Raw genomic sequence first — 19479 nt, 5'->3', positions numbered from 1 at the left:
CGCCGCAGCCCTCCGTCGGCGGGGGAGCGCGGCGGGCGAAAACGGCACCGCCTGCCGCATGGAGCGGCAGGCGGGAAGCGGTTTGCGAAGGAAGCGCGTTCAGCGGATCTTCAGCGTGGCAAGGCCGATCAGCGCCAGGATGAGCGAGATGATCCAGAAGCGGATGACGATCTGCGCCTCGCCCCAGCCCTTCTTCTCGAAATGGTGGTGGATCGGCGCCATCAGGAACACCCGCTTGCCGGTGCGCTTGAAATAGGCGACCTGGATGATCACCGACATCGCCTCGACCACGAAGAGGCCGCCGACGATGGCGAGCACCAGCTCGTGCTTGGTGCAGACCGCGATGGCGCCAAGGGCGCCACCAAGGGCAAGCGAACCGGTGTCGCCCATGAACACCGCAGCCGGCGGGGCGTTGTACCACAGGAAGCCCAGCCCCCCGCCGATCAGCGCCGCGGTGAAGACCAGTATCTCGCCGGTGCCGGGCACGAAATGCACGCCGAGATACTGGGTGAAGTCGGCGCGGCCGACGACATAGGCGATGGCGCCGAGCGTGCCCGCGGCAATCATCACCGGCATGATCGCGAGCCCGTCGAGCCCGTCGGTCAGGTTGACCGCATTTGCCGCGCCGACGATGACCAGCATCGAGAACGGCACGAAGAACAGGCCGAGGTTGATCAGCGCATCCTTGAACACCGGCAGGGCAAGCTGATTGGTCAGCTCGGGCGGGTGCATCCAGGCGGCAGCGGCACCGGCGACGGCCGCGAGCAGCAGCCCGAGGATCATCCGGGTGCGCGAGCTGACGCCCTTGACGTTCTGCTTCGTCACCTTGGCGTAATCATCGGCGAAACCGATCAGCGCATAGCCATAGGTCACGCCGAGGGTGATCCAGATATAGCCGTTGTCGAGCCGCGCCCAGAGCAGCGTCGAGACGAGCAGCGCCGAGAGGATCAGCAGCCCCCCCATCGTCGGCGTGCCGGCCTTGGCGAAATGCGTCGCCGGCCCGTCGGTGCGGATCGGCTGGCCCTTGCCCTGCTTGCGACGCAGCATGTCGATCAGCGGCCGGCCGAAGAGGAAGCCGAAGATCAACGCGGTGAAGAACGCGCCACCCGCCCGGAAGGTGATGTAGCGAAACAGGTTGAACAGATCGCCCCCGCTCGACAGGTGGGCAAGCCAATACAGCATTATTCTTTTCCCTTGAACGCCTCGGCCGCACCGGGCTGGCCGAGTTTCTTCAGTGCCCCGACGACGAGGCTGACCTTCGAGCCCTTCGAGCCCTTCACCAGCACCACGTCGCCCGCGTCGACGAGATGCCGGGCGCGTTCGGCCAAGGCCGTCGAGGTCTCGAACCATTCGCCGCGCTTCGCCTGCGGCAGCGCCTGCCACAGCGCGCGCATCCGCACGCCGGCACAATGCACGATGTCGACCGCCTCCATCGCCGGCAGCCGGGCGATGGCGGCGTGCAGCTTCAGCTCGTCGGGGCCAAGCTCGAGCATGTCGCCGAGGATCGCCACCCGGCGCCCGCGCGACACCCGGCCAATGCCATCGCGCGGCGCGGTCGCGGCCAGCACGTCAAGCGCCGCCGCCATCGAGGCGGGGTTGGCGTTGAAGGCATCGTCGAACAGGTCGAAGCTCTGCGCCTCGTCGGTGATGTCGAGATAGACCCGCTCGCGGGTGCCACGCCCGGCAGGCGGGCTCCAGGTGCCAAGGTCCAGCGCGGCAACGGCAGGGTCGGCGCCCACAGCCTCGGCCAGCGCCAGCACGCCAAGCGCATTCGCGGCAAAATGCGCGCCCGGGGTCATCACCTTGAAGAGCAGCGGATGCCCCTTCGCCTCGGCCTGCACGATCGTCGCATCGCCCGCGATGCGGGCGGTGAGCAGGCGATAGTCCGAGCCCGCGGCGGGGCCGAAGGTGACGATCTGCGCGGCATGGGCCTGCGCGGCTGCCAGCAGGATCGGCGTCACCGGCAGCCCCGTGGGCACGACCGCCGTGCCGCCAGGTTCCAGCCCTTCGAAGATCGTCGCCTTTTCATCGGCGATGCCCTCGACCGATTCGAAGGCCTCGAGATGGGCCGGGGCGACGGTGGTGATCATCGCCGCATGCGGGCGCGCCATGCGGGCAAGCGGCGCGATCTCGCCGGGGTGGTTCATGCCGATCTCGATCACCGCGAAATCGGCGTCGGCCGGCATCCGGGCAAGCGTGATCGGCACCCCCCAGTGGTTGTTGAAGCTGGCCTCGGCGGCGTGCACCCTGCCCTGCGCGCTTAGCACGGCGCGCAGCATCTCCTTCGACGAGGTCTTGCCGACGGAACCGGTGACCGCGATCACCCGCGCCCGGGTGCGGGCACGCCCGGCCCGGCCAAGCGCCTCGAGAGCGGTGAGCACATCCTCGACCAAAAGCAGCGGATCGCTGTCGCTGCAGCCGTCCGGAATGCGGCTGACCAGCGCGGCGGCGGCGCCGCGGGCGAGCGCGTCGCGCACGAAGTCATGGCCGTCGCGCACGTCCTTCAGCGCCACGAACAGCTCGCCCGGGCGGATCGTGCGGGTATCGATCGAGAGGCCGGTGACGGCGAAGGGGCGCGTCGCGCGCCCGTCTGTCGCGGCGGCGGCATCGGCAGAGGTCCACAGAACGGCCATGTCAGATCTTTCCATCCAGCGCCGCGACGGCAATCGAGGCCTGTTCGGCATCGTCGAAGGGGAAGATGTCGGTGCCGATCACCTGGCCCCGCTCGTGCCCCTTGCCCATGATGAGGAGCGCATCGCCCGGGCCGAGCGCATCGACGCCGCGCAGGATCGCCTCGGCGCGATCGCCCACCTCCTGCGCCTCGGCCCCCGCGCCCTCCATCACCGCGGCGCGGATCGTGGCCGGGTCCTCGGTGCGGGGGTTGTCGTCGGTGACGATGACATGATCGGCGAAGGCGGTGGCGGCGCGGCCCATCAGCGGCCGCTTCGTGCGGTCACGATCGCCGCCCGCCCCGACGATCGCCACCAGCCGGCCCAGCACATGCGGGCGCAGCGCCTTCAGCGCGGTCTCGACCGCGTCGGGGGTATGGGCGTAATCGACGAAGACCGTGGCGCCATTGGTGCGCGTCGCGGCAAGCTGCATCCGGCCACGCACGGTCGTCAGCTTCGGCAGCACGGCAAAGACCTCGGCCGGCTCCGCCCCGCAGGCGATGACCAGCGCCGCGGCAGTGAGCACGTTCATCGCCTGGAACCCGCCGATCAGCGGCAGGCGGACCAGCTGCGGCTCGTCCTCCCAGATGAAGCGCACGTCCTGCCCCGCGGCGTCGAAGCGCTGTCCGCCAAGGCGCATCTCGCAGCCCGCGTCATGGCCGATGCGGATCACCTTCTGCCCCCGCGCCACGGCAAAATCGAAGAGTTCCAGCCCCTTGGGGTCGTCGGTATTGACCACCGCGACGCCATCCTCGGGCAGCACCCGGGTGAAGAGCCCGGCCTTCGCGGCGAAATACTCCTCGAAGGTGGCGTGATAATCGAGGTGGTCCTGGGTGAAGTTGGTGAAGGCCGCGGCGGACAGCTGCACGCCATCGAGGCGGCGCTGCGCGAGCCCGTGCGAGGACGCCTCCATCGCCGCATGGGTGACGCCGGCCTCGGCCATCTCGGCCAGCAGCCGGTGCAGGGTGATCGGCTCGGGCGTGGTATGGGCGGAAGGCGCGGTGAAGCTGCCCTCGACGCCGGTGGTGCCGATATTCGCCGCCTCGAGGCCGAGCGCCTGCCAGATCTGCCGGGTGAAGGTGGCGACCGAGGTCTTGCCGTTGGTACCGGTCACCGCGACCACCGTCGCGGGCTGCGCGCCGAACCACAGCGCGGCGGCATAGGCAAGGCTCTGGCGCGGATCCTCGACCACCACCAGCGCGACCGGGCTGCCGGCCAGCAGCGGCCGGGCGATCTCTTCGCCGGCGCGGTCGGTCAGCACCGCCACCGCCCCGCGTTCGAGCGCCGCGGGCAGGAAGGTCGCGCCATGCGCCTTCACCCCGGGCAGCGCCGCGAAGAGATGGCCGGGCCTGACCTGACGGCTGTCGACGGACAGGCCGGTGACGGCGACATCCTCGCCGTGCCGGGCGGTCAGACCGAGATCGCTCAGGGCTTTCGTGACTGCTTCGCCCATATCTTGTGCCCCTTCAAAATTGCCAGCCCATTTACCGGAGAGTGCCGCGAAGCGTCAACGCGCCCTTTCCCGACCGAGCGGAAAAGGGCGGACGCGGGCGGCGGCGCGCCCATACGGCCCGGGATCAGTGGCTGCCGGCCTTCGCCACGACCAGCTGGATACCGTCAAGCACGTCGGGGGTATTGCCCTCGGGGCGCAGGCCCAGAAGCGGCGCGACACGGCGGATTACCTCGCCCGCGACCGGCACCGCGGTCCAGCCGGCGGTGCGGCGGTTCTCGCCCGCCACGAAGGTCGAGGGCTCGTCGAGGCTGAGGACCAGCACATACTTGGGGTCGGTCACCGGGAAGGTGCCGGCGAAGGTCGCCATCACCTTGTCCTTGTAATAGCCGCCGGTCGGGCTGACCTTGTCGGCGGTGCCGGTCTTGCCCGCGACCTGATAGCCGCGCACGTCGCCGAACGAGGCGGTGCCGCGCGTCACCACGGCGCGCATCATGGCGAGGGCACGCTTGGCCGTCTCCTCGCTCAGCACCCGGTCGCCTTCCTGATGGCGCGGGTCGTGCACCAGCGTCGGCTCGACCCGGCGGCCGCCGTTCGCGATCGTCGAATAGGCGGCGGCCAGATGCAGCGGCGAGGCCGAGAGGCCATGGCCATAGCCGATCGTCATCGCCGAGATCTCGGACCATTTCGCCGGCAGGATCGGCCGGCCCGTGGGCGCTTCGCTCAGCTCGACCGGGGTCGGGGCCAGGAAGCCCATCTTCTCGAGGAAGGCCTTCTGCCGGTCGGGCCCGATCATCTGCACGATGCGCGCGGTGCCGACGTTCGAGGATTCGACGATCACGTCGGTGACCGACAGCTGCGGGCCGTAATTGTGGAAATCGTGGATGCGGAAGCGACCGAAGACCATCGGCGACTGCGTCTGCACCATCGTCGTGGGGTTGACGAGGCCAAGCTCCAGCGCCTGTGCCACCGCGAAGATCTTGAAGGTCGAGCCGAGTTCGTAGACGCCCTGCACCGCGCGGTTGAACAGCGGGCTGTCCGAGGCATCGCCCTTGGTCAGCGGCGCCGGCCGGTCGTTCGGGTCGAAATCGGGCAGCGAGGCCATCGCAACGATCTCGCCGGTATGCACATCCATCACCACCGCCGAGGCGCCCTTGGCATCCATCAGCTTCATGCCGCCGTCGAGCACTTCCTCGAGCGCCGCCTGCACCGTCAGATCGATCGAGAGCTGTAGCGGCGCGCCCTTGTTCGCCGGATCGCGCAGCCAGCCGTCAAAGGCCTTCTCGACGCCAGCGACACCGACGACCTCGGCCGAGTTCACGCCCTCGGCGCCGAAGCGCGCGCCCCCCAGGACATGCGCCGCGACCGAGCCATTCGGATAAAGCCGCATCTCGCGCGGGCCGAACAGCAGCCCGGGATCGCCGATGTCATGCACCGCCTGCAGCTGCTCGGGCGAGATCTTCTTCTTGATCCAGACGAACTTGCGCGCGCCGGTGAAGTCCTTGACCAGGCGGTCGTGGTTCAGGTCGGGGAAGATCTTGACCAGCTTGTCGGCGGTGCCGACCGGATCGACCAGCATCGGCGGCTGCGCGTAAAGCGCGTGGGTGACGAGGTTCGTCGCCAGCACCCGCCCCTCGCGGTCGGTGATGTCGGCGCGCTGCGCGAGGATCGCGGGGGCGGAATCGCCCAGCTGCGGCTCCTCGGGGGTCGAGGCGGCAAGCGTCCCCATCCGCAGCCCGACGGTGACGAAGGCCGCAAGGAACAGCACGCCCATCATCAGGAGCCGGCCCTCGGCGGTGGTGCGGGCGCGCTCGCGCAGCGCCTCGCCGCGCAGGCGGATGTTCTCGCGCTCGATCGCGTCGGGATTCTCGCCGCGGGCGCGGGCGTCAAGGATGCGGGCCAGCGGGCGAAGCGGCGTGCGGATCATTGACCTTCCTCCAGCAGCGCGTCGGGCGCGTTGACGACATCGATCGGTTTCATCCCGGCAAGCGGCGCGGCGGTCTCGGCGGCGGGCGCATCCGGGCTCGGATAGGCGACCTGCCCCACTGCGCCGAACTGCTCGGGCGCGAGCGGCAGCAGCTGCAGCTCGGTGAAGTTCATGTTGACGAGTTCGCGCAGCCGGTCGGGACGGTTCTGATAGGCCCATTCGGCGCGCAGCACGCTCAGCCCCTCCTGCAGCGAGGCGATCTCGTTCTTCAGCGCACGCAGCTCACCCTGCCGGTCCTGCGTGGCATAGTTCACGTGATAGGCCCAGAAGGCGAGCCCCATGACGCAAAGCGCGGTGGCGAGATAGAGCAGCGTCCTCATCTGTGGCGTCCTGTCGCGGCGGGAAGGGCGGGAAGGCCGAGCGCAGCGCGGTCGGCGCGGCCGGCCGGCGCCTCGGTGCGGATCGCGACGCGCAGAAGCGCCGAGCGCGCGCGCGGGTTCTCTGCAAGCTCCTGCTCGTCGGGGCCGACGGGCTTCTTCGTCACCGGGGTGAAGGCCGCAATCTCGACCGCCTGCACGGGGGCATAGCGCGAGCCGGCGGGCGTGCGACCGGAGCGCGCCTGGAAGAAGCGCTTGACCACCCGGTCTTCGAGGGAATGGAAAGTGACGACGGCGAGCTTGCCACCGGGTTTCAATGCGCGCTCCGCGGATTCGAGGCCTGCTGCAAGTTGCCCGAATTCGTCGTTCACCGCAATGCGCAGCGCCTGGAACGAGCGCGTGGCCGGATGGCTCTGCCCGGGCTTCGGCCGCGGCAGGCAGCGCTCGATCACCGCGACAAGCTGGCGCGTCGTGGCAAAGGGTGCGGTGGCGCGGGCCTCGACGATCGCGCGGGCGATGCGGCGCGAAGCGCGTTCCTCGCCGTAATGGTACAGGATATCGGCCAGCACGCCCTCGTCGGCCTCGTTGACGATGTCGGCGGCCGAGGGGCCGGACTGCGACATGCGCATGTCGAGCGGGCCGTCCTTCATGAAGGAAAAGCCGCGCTCGGCCTGATCGAGCTGCATCGAGGACACGCCGAGATCGAGCACCACGCCGTCAAGCCCCTCGGGCGCGATCTCGGCGGCATAGCTGTCGAGCTCCGAGAAGGTGCCCTCGACCAGAACCAGCCGGTCGCCATAGGGGCCGCGCCAGGCCTTGGCCATCTCGAACACCGCCGGGTCGCGATCGACGCCGATCACCCGCTCGGCGCCCGCCGCCAGCAGCCCGCGGCTATAGCCGCCCGCGCCGAAGGTGCCGTCGAGCCAGACGCCCGAAACAGGCGCGACCGCCTTCAGGAGCGGTCGCAGCAGGACGGGAACATGCGGGGCGTCGTCTTGGGTCTCGGGTCCGCTCATCCCTCAGCCCTCCCCGCCGAGCAGGCTGAGCGGGTCGAAGTCCTCGCCCATCTCGGCCAGCAGCTTTTCCATCCGCGCGGCATCGACCACGGCGAAGGTCTCGGGTTTCCAGATCTCGAAGGTCTCGCCCATGCCGGCGAAATAGGCCTCGCCCTCGAGCGTGAGCCGCCCGCGCAGCGTCGCGGGCAGAACAAGGCGGCCGTCCGGATCGATCTCGGTCGGGTGAGCCTTGTTCAGCACGAGGCGCTGCAGGATCGCGCGGCGCGGGTCGGTGTAGGGACGGGCGTTGATCTCTGCCGCGAGCTTCTGGAAGCCCTCGTAGGAATAGACCTGCAGCATCTTCTGGGTGTCGGCACCGTAGACGATGACCATGCGGGGGCGGCCGGTGGCCTTGGCCTCGGGGTCGCCCTCCTCGAGCTCACGACGAAACAGCGCGGGGATCGACACGCGACCCTTGCTGTCCACCTTGAAGGTGTATTCGCCGATGAACATGCCCGCCAAGGCCTGTCTCCTGTCCCCTTCCCCTCTGGTGGCTTCCGGAACCGGGGTCCCGGTAATGAAAACGGCGGATCGGACTGCTGCCACTGTCCGATCCGCCGCCCTCGTTCCCATCGCTGGGCTGTCCGACTGCGCGCGCCACCTGGGGGATGCTGCTCGCTCGCGCGCCGGATCTCTTCGTTTCGTGAAGCGGGTGCCTGTATGAAATCTGCTCTTTTCGCCGTGAGGTCTTGTTGCCTCGTTCCCGTCTTCTCGATGAGCAAGGGATGCCACGGGCGGGGGTGGGATAGCAAGGGAAAAGACGGGACCAGCCGCAAACTAGCTGTGGATATGTTGTGGATAACCCATTCGAGACTCAAGGGATTGTGGCAAGTTCATGACAAATTACGGCACAAATCGTTTCAATTACCGCATGAAACACCAGATCTAGTGGGGCCATCTTTTCCCGGACAAATCCCACAAATTCCCGCCGGCCAGAATGGGCGTGGCGAATATCCCACAGGCAAGGACTGATTCTCGGCCGATCACGGCGGTTCACGCGGCGGTGATTCGGCGTGAATCGGCGCTTTCGCGCGGCAAGTGCCATGAAATCCCGCGCCGGACCGCGGGGGGCACGCCGGCCACACCAAGCGAAAGGGGCGCCCCGCAGGACGCCCCTTTCCCGTGATTTCCCGGATCGGCGCCGGTTCAGACCGCGCCCGAGGCGATCAGCGCCTGCGCGATCGCCGCATAGGCGCGCGCCGGCGCCCCCTCCCCCGCCGCGGCGGGCGTGCCCGAATCGCCCGCGAGCCGCACCTCGAGGTCGAGCGGCAGCGCACCGAGGAACGGCAGCCCAAGCCGCGCCGCCTCGGTCTCGACCCCGCCATGACCGAACAGATGCGCCTCGTGGCCGCAGTTCGGGCAGACATAGGTCGACATGTTCTCGATCAGGCCGAACACCGGGGTGTTCAGCCGGCGGAACATGTCGATCGCCTTCTTCGCGTCAAGCATGGCGATGTCCTGCGGCGTCGAGACGATGATCGCACCGTCAAGCTCGGTCTTCTGGCACAGCGTCAGCTGGATGTCGCCGGTGCCGGGCGGCAGGTCGATGATCAGCACGTCAAGCGGACCATAGGCATCCCATTGCACCTGGCCCAGCATCTGCTGCAGCGCGCCCATCAGCATCGGGCCGCGCCAGATCACCGCCTCGTCCTCCTTCAGCATCAGCCCGATCGACATCAGGGTGACGCCATGCGCCTGCAACGGCACGATGGTCTTGCCGTCGGGCGACGAGGGGCGCTTGGTCACGCCCATCATCCGCGGCTGGCTCGGCCCGTAGATGTCGGCATCGAGCAGGCCGACCCGCTTGCCGGCCCGCGCGAGCGCCACCGCAAGATTGGCCGAGACCGTCGACTTGCCGACGCCGCCCTTGCCGGAGCCCACCGCGATCACGTGGCGCACGCCGGCAACCGGCAGCTTGCCCGCCTGCGGCGTCGGATGACCACCGATCTTCGGCCCGCCCCCAAGCCCGCGCGGCGGCCCCGCGGGCACCACCACGGTGACACTCTCCACCCCGGGAAGCGCCCTCACCGCCGCCTCGAGCGCCGGCCGCAGCGCCTCGAGCGCGGGGCCCGGCGCCCCCTCGAGAACGAAGCGCACAACGCCCGACTCGACCGCCAGCGCATGCACGAATCCCTGCGTGACCGGGTCGCCGCCCCCCGGAAGCGCGACTCGCTTCAGCGCCTCAAGCACCGTTTCCTTGCTCAGAGCCATGATCTTCTCCGCCGATTTTTGCCGGAACTGTGGCGTTTTGGCCGCGGAGTTCAAGGGCGCAAAATCGCCGCAAACTGGAGTAGCGTCGAAATTTGGCCGAAACACGCATCTTCAGAACATAAAATGTCGTGTGACGTTGGGTGAAATGACCAAATATTAGGTCAGCACCTATTATGCATTTTCTGCATGGCAGCATTGCACCTCATGGCCATTGTGCAGCTGCAGCATTGGGGCCATGTTTGCGTCAACAGCAGTGGCGACGTTGCCACCGCAAGACGGCAAGACGACGAAGACCAAAGGTTGAGACGATGGCTCTGGTTACCGACATCCGCACCGCCGACTTCGGCCTGGCGACCCTGGTTGCCAGCATCCGCGACGGGATCGCCCGCCGCAAGGTGTTCCGCCAGACGATGCGCGAGCTCAAGTCGCTGTCGCGCGCCGAGCTCGAAGATCTGGGGATCCATCGATCGATGATCACCCGCGTGGCCCTTGAGGCCGCCTACGGCAAATAAGTTTCCCTTCCTGAGGCCCCTCCTCCTCCCTGGGCCTCGGAAATCGGCGGTGCTCTCCTCCTCCTCCCTGAGGGCACCGCCACCCTATACCGGCCCCAGCCGCAAGGCACTGCCGGAAAGCCGATGCGATGACCCCCTCCTCCTCCCTGGGGTCTCGTAAAGAAGGCGGTGCCCTCCTCCTCCTCCCTGAGGGCACCGCGCTTTCTTCTCGGCGCGAGACTTGCGAAGGGCCATCCTCCTCCCGGCCCGTCGTGACAGGCGGCGACCCCCTCCTCCTCCCTGGGGTCGCCGTTCGATATACCGAAGGCCCCTCCTCCTCCCTGGGCCGACGGCTCCGGTGCCGCTCACTCCTCCTCCCGAGCGGTGCCACCCATACCAAGGCCCCCTCCTCCTCCCTGGGGCCGAGGTTCGGACGGCGGCCCCCTCCTCCTCCCTGGGGCCGCCGTTTCCATTTCCGCACCCATCTTCGCAAACCTGCATGCCTGCCCTTGCGGAGCGCACCGGGCAACGGCATTGAGGGGTGAACGGAGGAAGCCATGCTGTCCTATCAACACATCTACCACGCCGGAAACTTGGCCGACGTGCACAAGCACGCCCTGCTTGCGGTGATGCTCGACTACATGACCCGCAAGGAAAAACCGCTGAGCTATCTCGAGACCCATTCGGGCCGCGGGCTCTATGCGCTCGATGCGGCCGAGGCGGTGAAGACCGGCGAGGCGGCAGCCGGGATCGAGCGGGTGGAGAAGCTGGGCTGGTTCCCGCCGGCCCATCCCTATGCCAGGGCCCTTGCCGCGGTGCGGGCCGCGCATGGCGCGCGCGCCTATCCGGGCTCGCCGCTCGTCGCGGCGAACCTGCTGCGGCCGATCGACTCGCTCCAGCTGTGCGAGCTGCACCCGCGCGAATTCGAGGCGCTGCGCGCCGCGATGGCGCCCTTCGGTGGCGTGCTGCACCACAAGGACGGGCTGGCGATGGCGCTCGCGATGGCACCGCCGACGCCGCGCCGCGGGCTGATGCTGATCGACCCGAGCTGGGAGGTGAAAAGCGAATACGACACCATCCCGCGGCTGATGGGCCAGGTGGCGCGCAAGTGGAACGTGGGCGTGATTGCCCTTTGGTATCCGGTGCTTGCGCCCACGGTCGCGGTGGCGCCGGCGCAGGCCGCGATGGTGCGCGCCCTGATGGCCGCGCATCCCGATGCCCTGCTGAGCGAAGTGCGCTTCCCGCCCGCGCGCGAGGGGCACGGGATGATCGGATCGGGCATGGTCGTGCTGAACCCGCCCTGGGGCCTCGGTGACGAGGCCAATCGTCTGGCGAAGCTGTTCCGCAGCCTCTGAGGCCCCGGTCGCGACGGATCGGCCGTCACACCGGAGGCATCAAAGAACTGGTGCGGATGGCCCGGTGCCGGCCGCTCAGCGGCGATAGCACTTCGACTTCGAGCCGAAGCCCGAGGGCGAGCAGATCCAGCTGCCGTTGCCGGGCGGCGTGACATAGGCCACGCGTTCGGCGACGACCGGTGTGGTCGGGCGCATCCAGTCGAACCGGGCGGAGCCGTGGCCGGCCGCGGTCTTCACCACCACACTGTGGGCGGGGAGGATGTCGATGGTTGCGGTTTCGGCATGGACGGGCGCGATCGCGATCAAGGTGACGGTCGCGGCCGCAGCCGTGCGGGAAATCAAGTCGAAGATGGTCATACCTGCCTCGTGCTGTGACGCGTTGAACCCCTGTGATCGATAGGGACCCGCGTTCTCGGTTCCCATCGATCACAACAAAAGTTCCTGCGCGTCAAGCCAAGCGCGAGCGGGGCAAAACTGTGGCGCCGATGCGGCAGTGGCAACGAAAACGCGGGGGAAGTGATTTCCCCCGCGTTTTCATGTCATTGCCCTTTGGGCAGAAGATCGGCGAAATTCTGCCGTCCCGGACCCCTATTGCAGGATCTGGTTCTTCATGCGCCAGTCGGGCGCACCGAAGTTCTCCGGCCAGGGATAGACCTCGTGCTGGTTGAAATAGACCACGCCGACGAGACTTGGGTATTCCTTCTTCTCGACGCGCACGCTGTCCTTCCACATCTGGACATAATCGGCCTTGCCGACATAGCCGAGCTCGGCGACGACGACCGGCTTGCCGAACTGCGCGGCCCGCTCGTAGCGCGGCGCGAAGATCTCGTCGAAGGTGCGGTCATGGCCGTATTTCGCCTGGTCCCAGGCCTGCAGCCCGAAGACCGAGAGCCCGATCAGATCGGCATAGTCGTCGCCCGGGTAGTACTCGGCCATGTTCTTCTCGCCGAGCGGCGACCACATCACGGTGATGTTGGGCGCACGGGCACGGCACAGGTCGATCATGTGACGATAGGCCGAGATGTAATCCTTGGGATTCCAGCCCGCCCAGATGAACTGCCCCGAGGTGTCGTCCATCTCGTGGGCGAAACGCAGGGTCACCGGGCTCTTCAGCGTGGCGAGCACGTCGCAGATCGCGATCATGTTCGGGTCATATTCCCCGCGCGCGATGCCCCGGCGCAGATATTGCGCGGTGTTGCGCTCGCTGCGCGACCAGGTCCAGGGCTCGACCGTGACCAGAAGTGCCCGGTGCCGTTCCAGCGCATATTGATCGGCATCGTTCAGCGACGGCAGGTAGACGTCCTCCCACGGCAGGAACAGATGCTCGATCACCACCGGGGTCTTGTCGGTGAAATCGCCGTCCGGGTCATAGACACCGAACGGGATGTCTCCCGGTGGCACCTCGACGGGGGCGGCCAGAACCGGCCCCGCGAGGCAAAGCGCCGCGGCACATGCGGCAATGCCCGTCCAGAAAGAATGCTTCATTTTTCCCCCTCCCCATTCTCCTTCGAGAACCAGCCGGACAGATCGGGTGCGAAGAAGATCCGCACTTCCCCGTTCTGCCCCATGCCTGCCCCCGAGACGAGATATTCGACCCGGGTCAGTTTCAGCGGCGCAAGGCCGACGGCGAGTGCGCGAAGACTCGCATCGCCTCGCAGTGTAATCCCCCCGGCACAGAGCACCATGACAAGGGTCAAACCGGCGACATATCTTGCGAATTCTGCGCCGTCGCGCGGCGCCTGCCCCTTTGCCCGCGCGGCGCGGCGGTGGTGCCACAGGATGACCACCAGCAAGGTCACATAGAGCAGCGCGTTGATGATCGAGAGCAGGTAGAAGCCCCGCGCCTCGACCACGTTCGAGACCATGAGCACTGGCACGATCGCGCCCGCCGCCAGAGCGAGGTAGAGCCAGAAGATCCGCGGCGGCAGCACCGCGGCGGCGGCCTCGCCCTTGGGCGTGATGCGGAAATCCACGAAGCGCCCGGTCACCCGGTCCCACACCGCCATCAGGCAGCCCCAGAGCACCCAGGGCCATTGCAGGATGACGAACAGCGCCTTCTCCCAGGCGATCACCTTGGCATCGCGCGGCCGGAACAGCCCGTCGTGGCGCATCATGTAGGCAAAGGCGATCATCACCACGACCGAGGGCAGCGAATGCCCGAGGAAGGCGGGATAGGTGACGTCGGCAAAGCGGATGTCGAAGCACACCGCCAGGATCGGCAGCACATACATCATCGCCATGGTGATCGCGAAGAATGCATACCAGCTCTGGCACAGCAGGAAGAGCAGCTTGAGCCGCAGCGGCAGCCGGCCGAGATAGCCCGGCGTATAGCGCAGCAACAGGCTCATCAGCGAGCGCGACCACTGGAATTCCTGCGTCACCAGATCGGGCAGCGTCGCCGGCCCGTCGCCGACCGCGATCGCGTCGATCGCATGCACGCCCCGCCAGCCGGCCGAAGCGATCAGCATGGTGGTGGAATGGTCCTCGGCCAGCTCGGGCCCGAGCCCGCCCGCCTGTTGCAGCGCCACGGTGCGCACCGCGTAATGCGAGCCGATGCACATCGGCGTCAGCACCCCGGTATAGCCCGCCTGGAACACGCCATGAAACGCCGCCTCGGCGTAAAGCCGGGTCCGCGCCGCCCAGCTTTCCGCGGCATTCGCGGCGCAGATCGAGGGCGCGCTGACATAGCCCACCTCCGGATCGGCGAAGGGGCGCAGCATCTCGCGCAGATAGCCCGGCTGCGGCACGTGATCGGCATCAAGCTGGCTGACGATGTCGTAATCGCGATAGCCCCAGGTGTCGTAGAAATAGGCGAGGTTGCCTTCCTTGCAGCGGGTCCGGCGCGGCCATTCGGCACGGTGATACTCCGCGAGCCCCTTGCGGGTCGAGATCATCACCCGATGCGCGGCACACCAGGCGCGGGTCTCCTCGGACGGGTCCTCGTCGGCAAGCCAGGTGTCGTGCGGATAGTCCTGCGCCAGCATCGCCTCGAGCGTCTTGCGCACCACGGCGAAGGGCTCGGAGGGGGTCTTGGTGGTCACCATCGCGACGTGCCAGCGCCCCACCTCGGGATCGGGCGCGGCCGAGCGGCGGGCGAAGAGGAAGACCAGCACGAAATAGAGCTGCATCCCCCAGATCCAGGCCATCGCCGCGGTGACAAGCCAGTAGCGCGCCGGGCCGATGAGATGGGCGGGCTGCAGCCACCAGGCCCAGAACCACCCCGCCGCCAGAAGCCACAGCGCGATCACCAGCCGATAGCGCAGGGCCCGGAGGCCCGTCACCACCGGTGCAAGCATCGGACGCGGCTCCAGGGCAGGATGACGGCTCATGGCCCGGCCTTGATATCCCCATGGCCGAACCAGGGCGCGGCGTCGGCGACGATCCGCTCGAGCCCGAACTCGGGCCGGAAGTCCAGAACGGCGCCGGCGCGCGCGATATCGGCGTAAAGCGCCGCCGGATCGCCCGGACGGCGCGGCTCCTCGAGGACCGGGACAGCGCGCCCGGTCACCCTCTCGATCATCGACACGACCTCGCGCACCGAAGCCCCCTGCCCTGTTCCGAGGTTCAGGGCCACACTCTCGCCCGCCCCGGCCAGATAGTCCAGCGCCCGCACATGCGCGCGCGCCAGGTCGGTGACATGGATGTAGTCGCGGATGCAGGTGCCGTCGGGCGTCGGGTAGTCGGTGCCGAAGATCCGCAACGGCCCGCCCTTGCCCGAGGCGGCAAGCAGCGCGAGCGGCAACACATGCGTCTCGGGGTCGTGTCGCTCGCCCGCCTCGCCTGCGGGATCCGCCCCCGCCGCGTTGAAGTAGCGCAGCGCGACATGGCGCAGCCCCCAGGCCACGCCCGCGTCGCGCAGCATCCATTCGCAGACGAGCTTGGTGCGGCCATAGGGGTTGATCGGCGCCTGCGGCATGTCTTCCGAGATCGGCAGCCGGTCGGGCGTGCCATAGGTCGCGCAGCTCGAGGAGAACACGATCTGCGTCAGCCCCGCCGCCTGCATCGCGCCGAGAAGGCCGATCATGCCGCCGAGGTTGTTGTCGTAATAGGCCTGCGGCTCGGCCACGCTTTCGCCGACATAGGCGAGCGCGGCGAAATGGATCACCGCCTCGGCCCGGTGCGCGCGCAGGGCGGCAAGAACCGCCGCCCTGTCACGCAGGTCGCCGCGCACCAGCGGCCCCCATTTCACTGCATCGGCATGGCCGCGCGAGAGGTTGTCGAAGGTGACCGGGATGCACCCCGCCTCGGCCAGCGCCTTGCAGCAATGCGAGCCGATATAGCCCGCACCGCCGGTCACCAGCACTGTCTTCGGCAGGGTCATGCCACGCCACCCGCACTGATCCGCTGCTGCGCCAGAAGTTCCTGACGGAAATAGGCGATCGTCGGCAGCAGGCCTTCGCGCAGCGCCACCTTCGGCGCCCAGCCAAGCAGGTTATGCGCCCGGGTGATGTCGGGACGGCGTTGCAGCGGGTCGTCCTTCGGCAGCGGCAGATGCACGAGCGGGCCGCGCGCGCCGGTCAGTTCGAGCACCATCTGCGCCAGCTCGAGCATGGTGAACTCGCCCGGATTGCCGAGGTTCACCGGCGCATAGATCGCCTGGGTGGCCTCGGGAGCCTCCATCAGCATCTGAAGCGCGTCGACCATGTCCGAGACATAGCAGAAGGAACGGGTCTGGGTGCCATCGCCATAGACCGTCAGCGGCGCGCCGCTGATCGCCTGGACGATGAAGTTCGACACCACGCGCCCGTCCTCGGGGTCCATCCGCGGCCCGTAGGTGTTGAAGATCCGGGCGATGCGGATATCGACCCGCCTGGTGCGGTGGCTTTCGTAGAACAGCGTTTCGGCAGCACGCTTGCCCTCGTCGTAGCAGGAGCGCGGGCCGACGGTGTTGACGTTGCCGCGATAGCTTTCCGGCTGCGGGCTGCAGTCGGGATCGCCATAGACCTCGGAGGTCGAGCTTTGCAGGATGCGCGCCCGCTTCGCCTCGGCGAGCTCGAGCAGGTTCATCGCCCCTAGCACCGAGGTCTTGAAGGTATGCACCGGATCGGCCTGGTATTTCGGCGGCGAGGCCGGGCAGGCAAGGTTATAGATCCGGTCGATCGGCCCGGCGACGGTGAACGGCTCGATCACGTCATGCTGGATCCAGCCGAACCGCGGATGGGTGACCAGGGTGCCGATATTCTCGAACCGCCCGGTCGAGAGATTGTCGACGCAAATCACCCTGTCGCCATGGTCAAGCAATCGTCGGATCAGGTTGGAGCCGATGAACCCGGCGCCTCCCGCCACCAGAACCGTCCTGCCGCTGCGCCCGGAGGGCTGTTCGCCCTGAGGGTCGAAGCGGATCGAAAACGTCTTACGCTTCGTCATAATGATATCCCCCCTTTCCACCCCGAAACGCATTTCCTCCTTGCGCCTTGGGGAGCTCCGGGACCGAGTGGTTACCGGAGTCGGGAATTATTATATACTTTTTAATCTTGTTATTGTTGAGTCATATCAAGTTCATGATGTTTAAATACTATGCACCAGCAATACTCTAGGTTGTATTCTTAATGTCCGGATATCGCCTTGCGCGAGTGCCCGCCTAATTTCCAGCCAAAGCCGCATTTACGCAATCTGCCGGCAGATCCAGGTCGATGGCCACGCCGCCCTTGCGCCAGAGCCGGAAATCCTCGCCATCCATCTTGCCCGCATTCGCGGTCAGCAGACGGAAACGGTTGGCGAAATAGGTGGTCGGGCCGACCGTCACCTTGCGGATCACCAGATCGGTGTCGCCGGTCTTGCCCGCCCCCGCCCAGTCGTCGTTCAGGAACCAGACATCCAGACGACGCGCGCAGGCGCCGGCAGCCAGCGGCAGCCGCACCTCGGTCATCGCCGCCGAGATCGCCGCGGCACTGGCCGCGGCATGGGTGGTATCGGCCGCACCCGGCACCTCGAAACCGCCGACATCCGTGCCGTCGAGCATCACCCAGCCCTTCGGCGGGGCATCGAAACGCGTGCCCGAAACGGTCAGCACCACCTCGGTCGGCGTCGCGGCCGGGGCGGCGGGCTTCTTGCCCGACAGCACCGCCGCCAGATGCACGTCATGGCCCGCAACAGCCGCGGCCAGCGTCGCCTGAGCGGCCTCTGCCGCCGCGACGTCGCCCGCCCGGTCCGCCATCTCGAGCGGATCGGCGGACAGATCGAACAGCCGCTTCTCGCCGGTGCTGGCGTTGTAGATGTACTTGCGCGCGCCCTCGCGGAAACCGAGCTGGAACCCGTTCCAGGGCGCGAAGAACATCACCCCGTCGGGGCGCTCGGGCGCAAAGACCGAATGCCCCTCCCACTGCCAGGGGCGCGGCAGGCCGAGCAGGTCCGCCACCGTCGGCGCGACATCGGTGATGCCGACGATCAGGTCGCTGCGGCTGCCGGAGAAAAGCTGCGGGTTGATGAAGGCGAAGGGGATGTGGACGTTCTCCTCGAACAGCCCCGAGGCGTGCACATAGGTGCCATGCTCGCCGAAGGCCTCGCCATGATCGCCGAGCACGACGACCAGCGTCTCGTCGGCAAGCCCTGTCTCGCGCAGGTGGTCCATCAGCCGCCCGAAGGCGCTGTCGCCCACCCGCAGCGCGTTCAGATAGCGGTTCAGGTCCGGATCGTCGGAATAGGGCTGCAGATCCGGCCCCGGGAAATAGGGGTGATGCGTCATCCCCGTGCGGAAGGTGACGAAGAAGGGCTGCTTCGGCGCCGCGTCGATCCACTCGGCGATGCGGTCGGCGGTGCACAGGTCGGACGAGGTGTTCAGGAAGCGGTCGGTGACGCTTTGCACCTCGAACACGCCCTGATCGCAGGTCCAGTCGCGATAATCGACGACATGCTCGAAGCCCATCTCGGTGACGAAACCGCCGGTGTTCTGGAACCGGTTGTCCGAGGAGTTGAAGAAAGCGGTGCGCGCGCCCGCCTTCTGCATCTCGCGCGCGAGGCTCGGGAAGCCCGCCAGAACCCCGGTCTCGGTCATCGAGGTGGTCGAAAGCTCGGGGACCAGCCCGGCGAGTGCCGAGACGAGGAAATAGTTCGAGGCCGGCACATGCGCGTAGGCGCGATCGAAGGCGAGCGCATGGGCAAGCTCGGCCTTCAGGTGCGGGGTGACGGGCACGGTGCCCTCCCAGCCCTCGGCCCGGCGCGCGGGCGTCGATTCATAGGCATAGAGCAGCACGTTGCGGATCTTCTTCGGCGGATCGGCCGGCCGCGGCAGCCCGGGCACGGTGGCAAAGGCGCTTTGCGCATTGCCCCGCTCCAGCGCGGCAACCGCGGCATCGCCATCGGCGCGGCCGATCGAGCGCAGGAAGGCCCAGACCGGGTTCACCAGACGCGCCCGCGCGACACCGGTGGGCGCAGTATCGAGCGCGGCGCCCGAGACGATGCCCAGCCCGAAGAGGCCGAGCAACAGCGCCGCCCCCGGCGCGCGCCAGCCGGCGAGCCCGCGCGCGCCCAGCACCAGCGCCGCGACCAGAGCGGCCACGCCGAAGAAGGCGAGCGGCGAGACGAGGTGCCAGATGCTGTCGAGGATCACGTCGGTATGGGCGATGTCGGAATAGGCGACCCAGTCCATCGTCACCGGCGCCCCCAGCATGTCGAGGGCAACGAGATTGCCGATCCCCCACAGCATCAGAAGGCTCGCGAGCACGCCATAGAGCGCCGCCGCGACCCGCCCCGCCCGCGGCCCCTCGCCGCGCAGCACGGTGATCGTGGCATAGGTCAGCGCCAGCAGGATGAGCCAGTCCTGCCACATGCCGCGCAGCACGAGTTCGGCCCCGTCACCCGGGGACAGTCCCGCCAGATCGCCGCGCAGGGCCACGATCCGCACCCCGAGAAGCACCAGCCCCAGCAGCGCCCCCGCCCACATCACGCGCGCCGAACGGATCTCGTTCAGACCGCGCGCCTCCCCCTGACGTTCACGCAAGATCG

Annotated in this window: 16 protein-coding genes; 2 read left to right on the top strand and 14 right to left on the bottom strand. The window is 67.9% G+C overall.

What is annotated here, in order from left to right; all coding sequences use genetic code 11:
• Window positions 1–99: 99 nt before the first annotated feature.
• From mraY to DYS74_RS11940, 8 genes are all read right to left on the bottom strand, one after another.
• Entirely contained in the window at window positions 100–1182 is a 1083-nt protein-coding gene (mraY, locus tag DYS74_RS11975; protein WP_113900080.1) for a phospho-N-acetylmuramoyl-pentapeptide-transferase, read from the bottom strand.
• Window positions 1182–2633, bottom strand: coding sequence for a UDP-N-acetylmuramoyl-tripeptide--D-alanyl-D-alanine ligase (locus DYS74_RS11970; RefSeq protein WP_121533931.1), 1452 nt, complete (start codon window positions 2631–2633; stop codon window positions 1182–1184). Before DYS74_RS11970 ends, mraY begins: the two co-directional genes overlap by 1 nt.
• 1 nt (window position 2634) lies before the next feature.
• Complete coding sequence (locus DYS74_RS11965; RefSeq protein ID WP_121533930.1) at window positions 2635–4122, bottom strand: UDP-N-acetylmuramoyl-L-alanyl-D-glutamate--2,6-diaminopimelate ligase; 1488 nt, start codon at window positions 4120–4122, stop codon at window positions 2635–2637.
• A gap of 124 nt (window positions 4123–4246) precedes the next feature.
• A complete protein-coding gene (locus tag DYS74_RS11960; RefSeq protein ID WP_121533929.1) occupies window positions 4247–6046 on the bottom strand; it encodes a peptidoglycan D,D-transpeptidase FtsI family protein in 1800 nt (599 codons plus the stop codon).
• The gene (ftsL, locus tag DYS74_RS11955) at window positions 6043–6426 is read right to left on the bottom strand and encodes a cell division protein FtsL (RefSeq protein ID WP_121533928.1); all 384 of its coding nucleotides are present in this window, start codon (window positions 6424–6426) and stop codon (window positions 6043–6045) included. Before ftsL ends, DYS74_RS11960 begins: the two co-directional genes overlap by 4 nt.
• Complete coding sequence (gene rsmH, locus DYS74_RS11950; RefSeq protein ID WP_121533927.1) at window positions 6423–7439, bottom strand: 16S rRNA (cytosine(1402)-N(4))-methyltransferase RsmH; 1017 nt, start codon at window positions 7437–7439, stop codon at window positions 6423–6425. Before rsmH ends, ftsL begins: the two co-directional genes overlap by 4 nt.
• Before the next feature lie 3 nt (window positions 7440–7442).
• The gene (gene mraZ / locus DYS74_RS11945) at window positions 7443–7931 is read right to left on the bottom strand and encodes a division/cell wall cluster transcriptional repressor MraZ (protein WP_245965278.1); all 489 of its coding nucleotides are present in this window, start codon (window positions 7929–7931) and stop codon (window positions 7443–7445) included.
• A gap of 693 nt (window positions 7932–8624) precedes the next feature.
• On the bottom strand, window positions 8625–9689 hold the full coding sequence (locus tag DYS74_RS11940) for an Mrp/NBP35 family ATP-binding protein (RefSeq protein ID WP_121533925.1): 1065 nt from the start codon (window positions 9687–9689) through the stop codon (window positions 8625–8627).
• Between the two features lie 308 nt (window positions 9690–9997).
• On the opposite strand from DYS74_RS11940, the gene DYS74_RS11935 reads away from it, so the two are divergent.
• Window positions 9998–10201, top strand: a complete 204-nt coding sequence (locus tag DYS74_RS11935; RefSeq protein ID WP_121533924.1) for a DUF1127 domain-containing protein — start codon at window positions 9998–10000, stop codon at window positions 10199–10201.
• A gap of 536 nt (window positions 10202–10737) precedes the next feature.
• Entirely contained in the window at window positions 10738–11535 is a 798-nt protein-coding gene (rlmJ, locus tag DYS74_RS11930) for a 23S rRNA (adenine(2030)-N(6))-methyltransferase RlmJ (RefSeq protein WP_121533923.1), read from the top strand.
• Between the two features lie 75 nt (window positions 11536–11610).
• Here rlmJ and DYS74_RS11925 read toward each other — a convergent pair whose 3' ends face one another.
• From DYS74_RS11925 to DYS74_RS11900, 6 genes are all read right to left on the bottom strand, one after another.
• Complete coding sequence (locus DYS74_RS11925) at window positions 11611–11892, bottom strand: hypothetical protein (protein ID WP_121533922.1); 282 nt, start codon at window positions 11890–11892, stop codon at window positions 11611–11613.
• Window positions 11893–12123: 231 nt separating this feature from the next.
• A complete protein-coding gene (locus DYS74_RS11920; protein ID WP_121533921.1) occupies window positions 12124–13020 on the bottom strand; it encodes a glycoside hydrolase family 26 protein in 897 nt (298 codons plus the stop codon).
• Window positions 13017–14831: a glycosyltransferase family 2 protein gene (locus DYS74_RS11915; protein WP_245965272.1), complete on the bottom strand. Its 1815-nt coding sequence runs from the start codon at window positions 14829–14831 to the stop codon at window positions 13017–13019. The genes DYS74_RS11920 and DYS74_RS11915 overlap by 4 nt, the downstream gene beginning before the upstream one ends.
• Before the next feature lie 29 nt (window positions 14832–14860).
• Window positions 14861–15850, bottom strand: coding sequence for a UDP-glucose 4-epimerase GalE (galE, locus tag DYS74_RS11910; protein WP_121534001.1), 990 nt, complete (start codon window positions 15848–15850; stop codon window positions 14861–14863).
• A gap of 2 nt (window positions 15851–15852) precedes the next feature.
• Window positions 15853–16902, bottom strand: coding sequence for a UDP-glucuronic acid decarboxylase family protein (locus DYS74_RS11905; protein ID WP_121533919.1), 1050 nt, complete (start codon window positions 16900–16902; stop codon window positions 15853–15855).
• 214 nt (window positions 16903–17116) lie between these two features.
• The gene (locus DYS74_RS11900) at window positions 17117–19474 is read right to left on the bottom strand and encodes a sulfatase-like hydrolase/transferase (protein WP_121533918.1); all 2358 of its coding nucleotides are present in this window, start codon (window positions 19472–19474) and stop codon (window positions 17117–17119) included.
• Between the last annotated feature and the right edge of the window lie 5 nt (window positions 19475–19479).

The organism is Paenirhodobacter hankyongi, from assembly GCF_003664585.1.
Taxonomy (GTDB): Bacteria; Pseudomonadota; Alphaproteobacteria; order Rhodobacterales; family Rhodobacteraceae; genus Rhodobacter; species Rhodobacter hankyongi.
This window is presented reverse-complemented; position numbering and strand designations above follow the sequence as displayed.

What these genes read in the sequence shown, in the direction of transcription:
- DYS74_RS11965 (WP_121533930.1), bottom strand. Translation starts at nt 4,122, where the DNA reads ATGGGCGAAGCAGTCACGAAAGCCCTGAGCGATCTCGGTCTGACCGCC.
- DYS74_RS11960 (WP_121533929.1), bottom strand. Translation starts at nt 6,046, where the DNA reads ATGATCCGCACGCCGCTTCGCCCGCTGGCCCGCATCCTTGACGCCCGC.
- DYS74_RS11915 (WP_245965272.1), bottom strand. Translation starts at nt 14,831, where the DNA reads ATGCTTGCACCGGTGGTGACGGGCCTCCGGGCCCTGCGCTATCGGCTG.
- rlmJ (WP_121533923.1), top strand. Translation starts at nt 10,738, where the DNA reads ATGCTGTCCTATCAACACATCTACCACGCCGGAAACTTGGCCGACGTG.
- DYS74_RS11920 (WP_121533921.1), bottom strand. Translation starts at nt 13,020, where the DNA reads ATGAAGCATTCTTTCTGGACGGGCATTGCCGCATGTGCCGCGGCGCTT.
- rsmH (WP_121533927.1), bottom strand. Translation starts at nt 7,439, where the DNA reads ATGAGCGGACCCGAGACCCAAGACGACGCCCCGCATGTTCCCGTCCTG.
- DYS74_RS11940 (WP_121533925.1), bottom strand. Translation starts at nt 9,689, where the DNA reads ATGGCTCTGAGCAAGGAAACGGTGCTTGAGGCGCTGAAGCGAGTCGCG.
- mraY (WP_113900080.1), bottom strand. Translation starts at nt 1,182, where the DNA reads ATGCTGTATTGGCTTGCCCACCTGTCGAGCGGGGGCGATCTGTTCAAC.
- DYS74_RS11935 (WP_121533924.1), top strand. Translation starts at nt 9,998, where the DNA reads ATGGCTCTGGTTACCGACATCCGCACCGCCGACTTCGGCCTGGCGACC.
- DYS74_RS11970 (WP_121533931.1), bottom strand. Translation starts at nt 2,633, where the DNA reads ATGGCCGTTCTGTGGACCTCTGCCGATGCCGCCGCCGCGACAGACGGG.
- DYS74_RS11905 (WP_121533919.1), bottom strand. Translation starts at nt 16,902, where the DNA reads ATGACGAAGCGTAAGACGTTTTCGATCCGCTTCGACCCTCAGGGCGAA.
- ftsL (WP_121533928.1), bottom strand. Translation starts at nt 6,426, where the DNA reads ATGAGGACGCTGCTCTATCTCGCCACCGCGCTTTGCGTCATGGGGCTC.
- mraZ (WP_245965278.1), bottom strand. Translation starts at nt 7,931, where the DNA reads ATGTTCATCGGCGAATACACCTTCAAGGTGGACAGCAAGGGTCGCGTG.
- DYS74_RS11925 (WP_121533922.1), bottom strand. Translation starts at nt 11,892, where the DNA reads ATGACCATCTTCGACTTGATTTCCCGCACGGCTGCGGCCGCGACCGTC.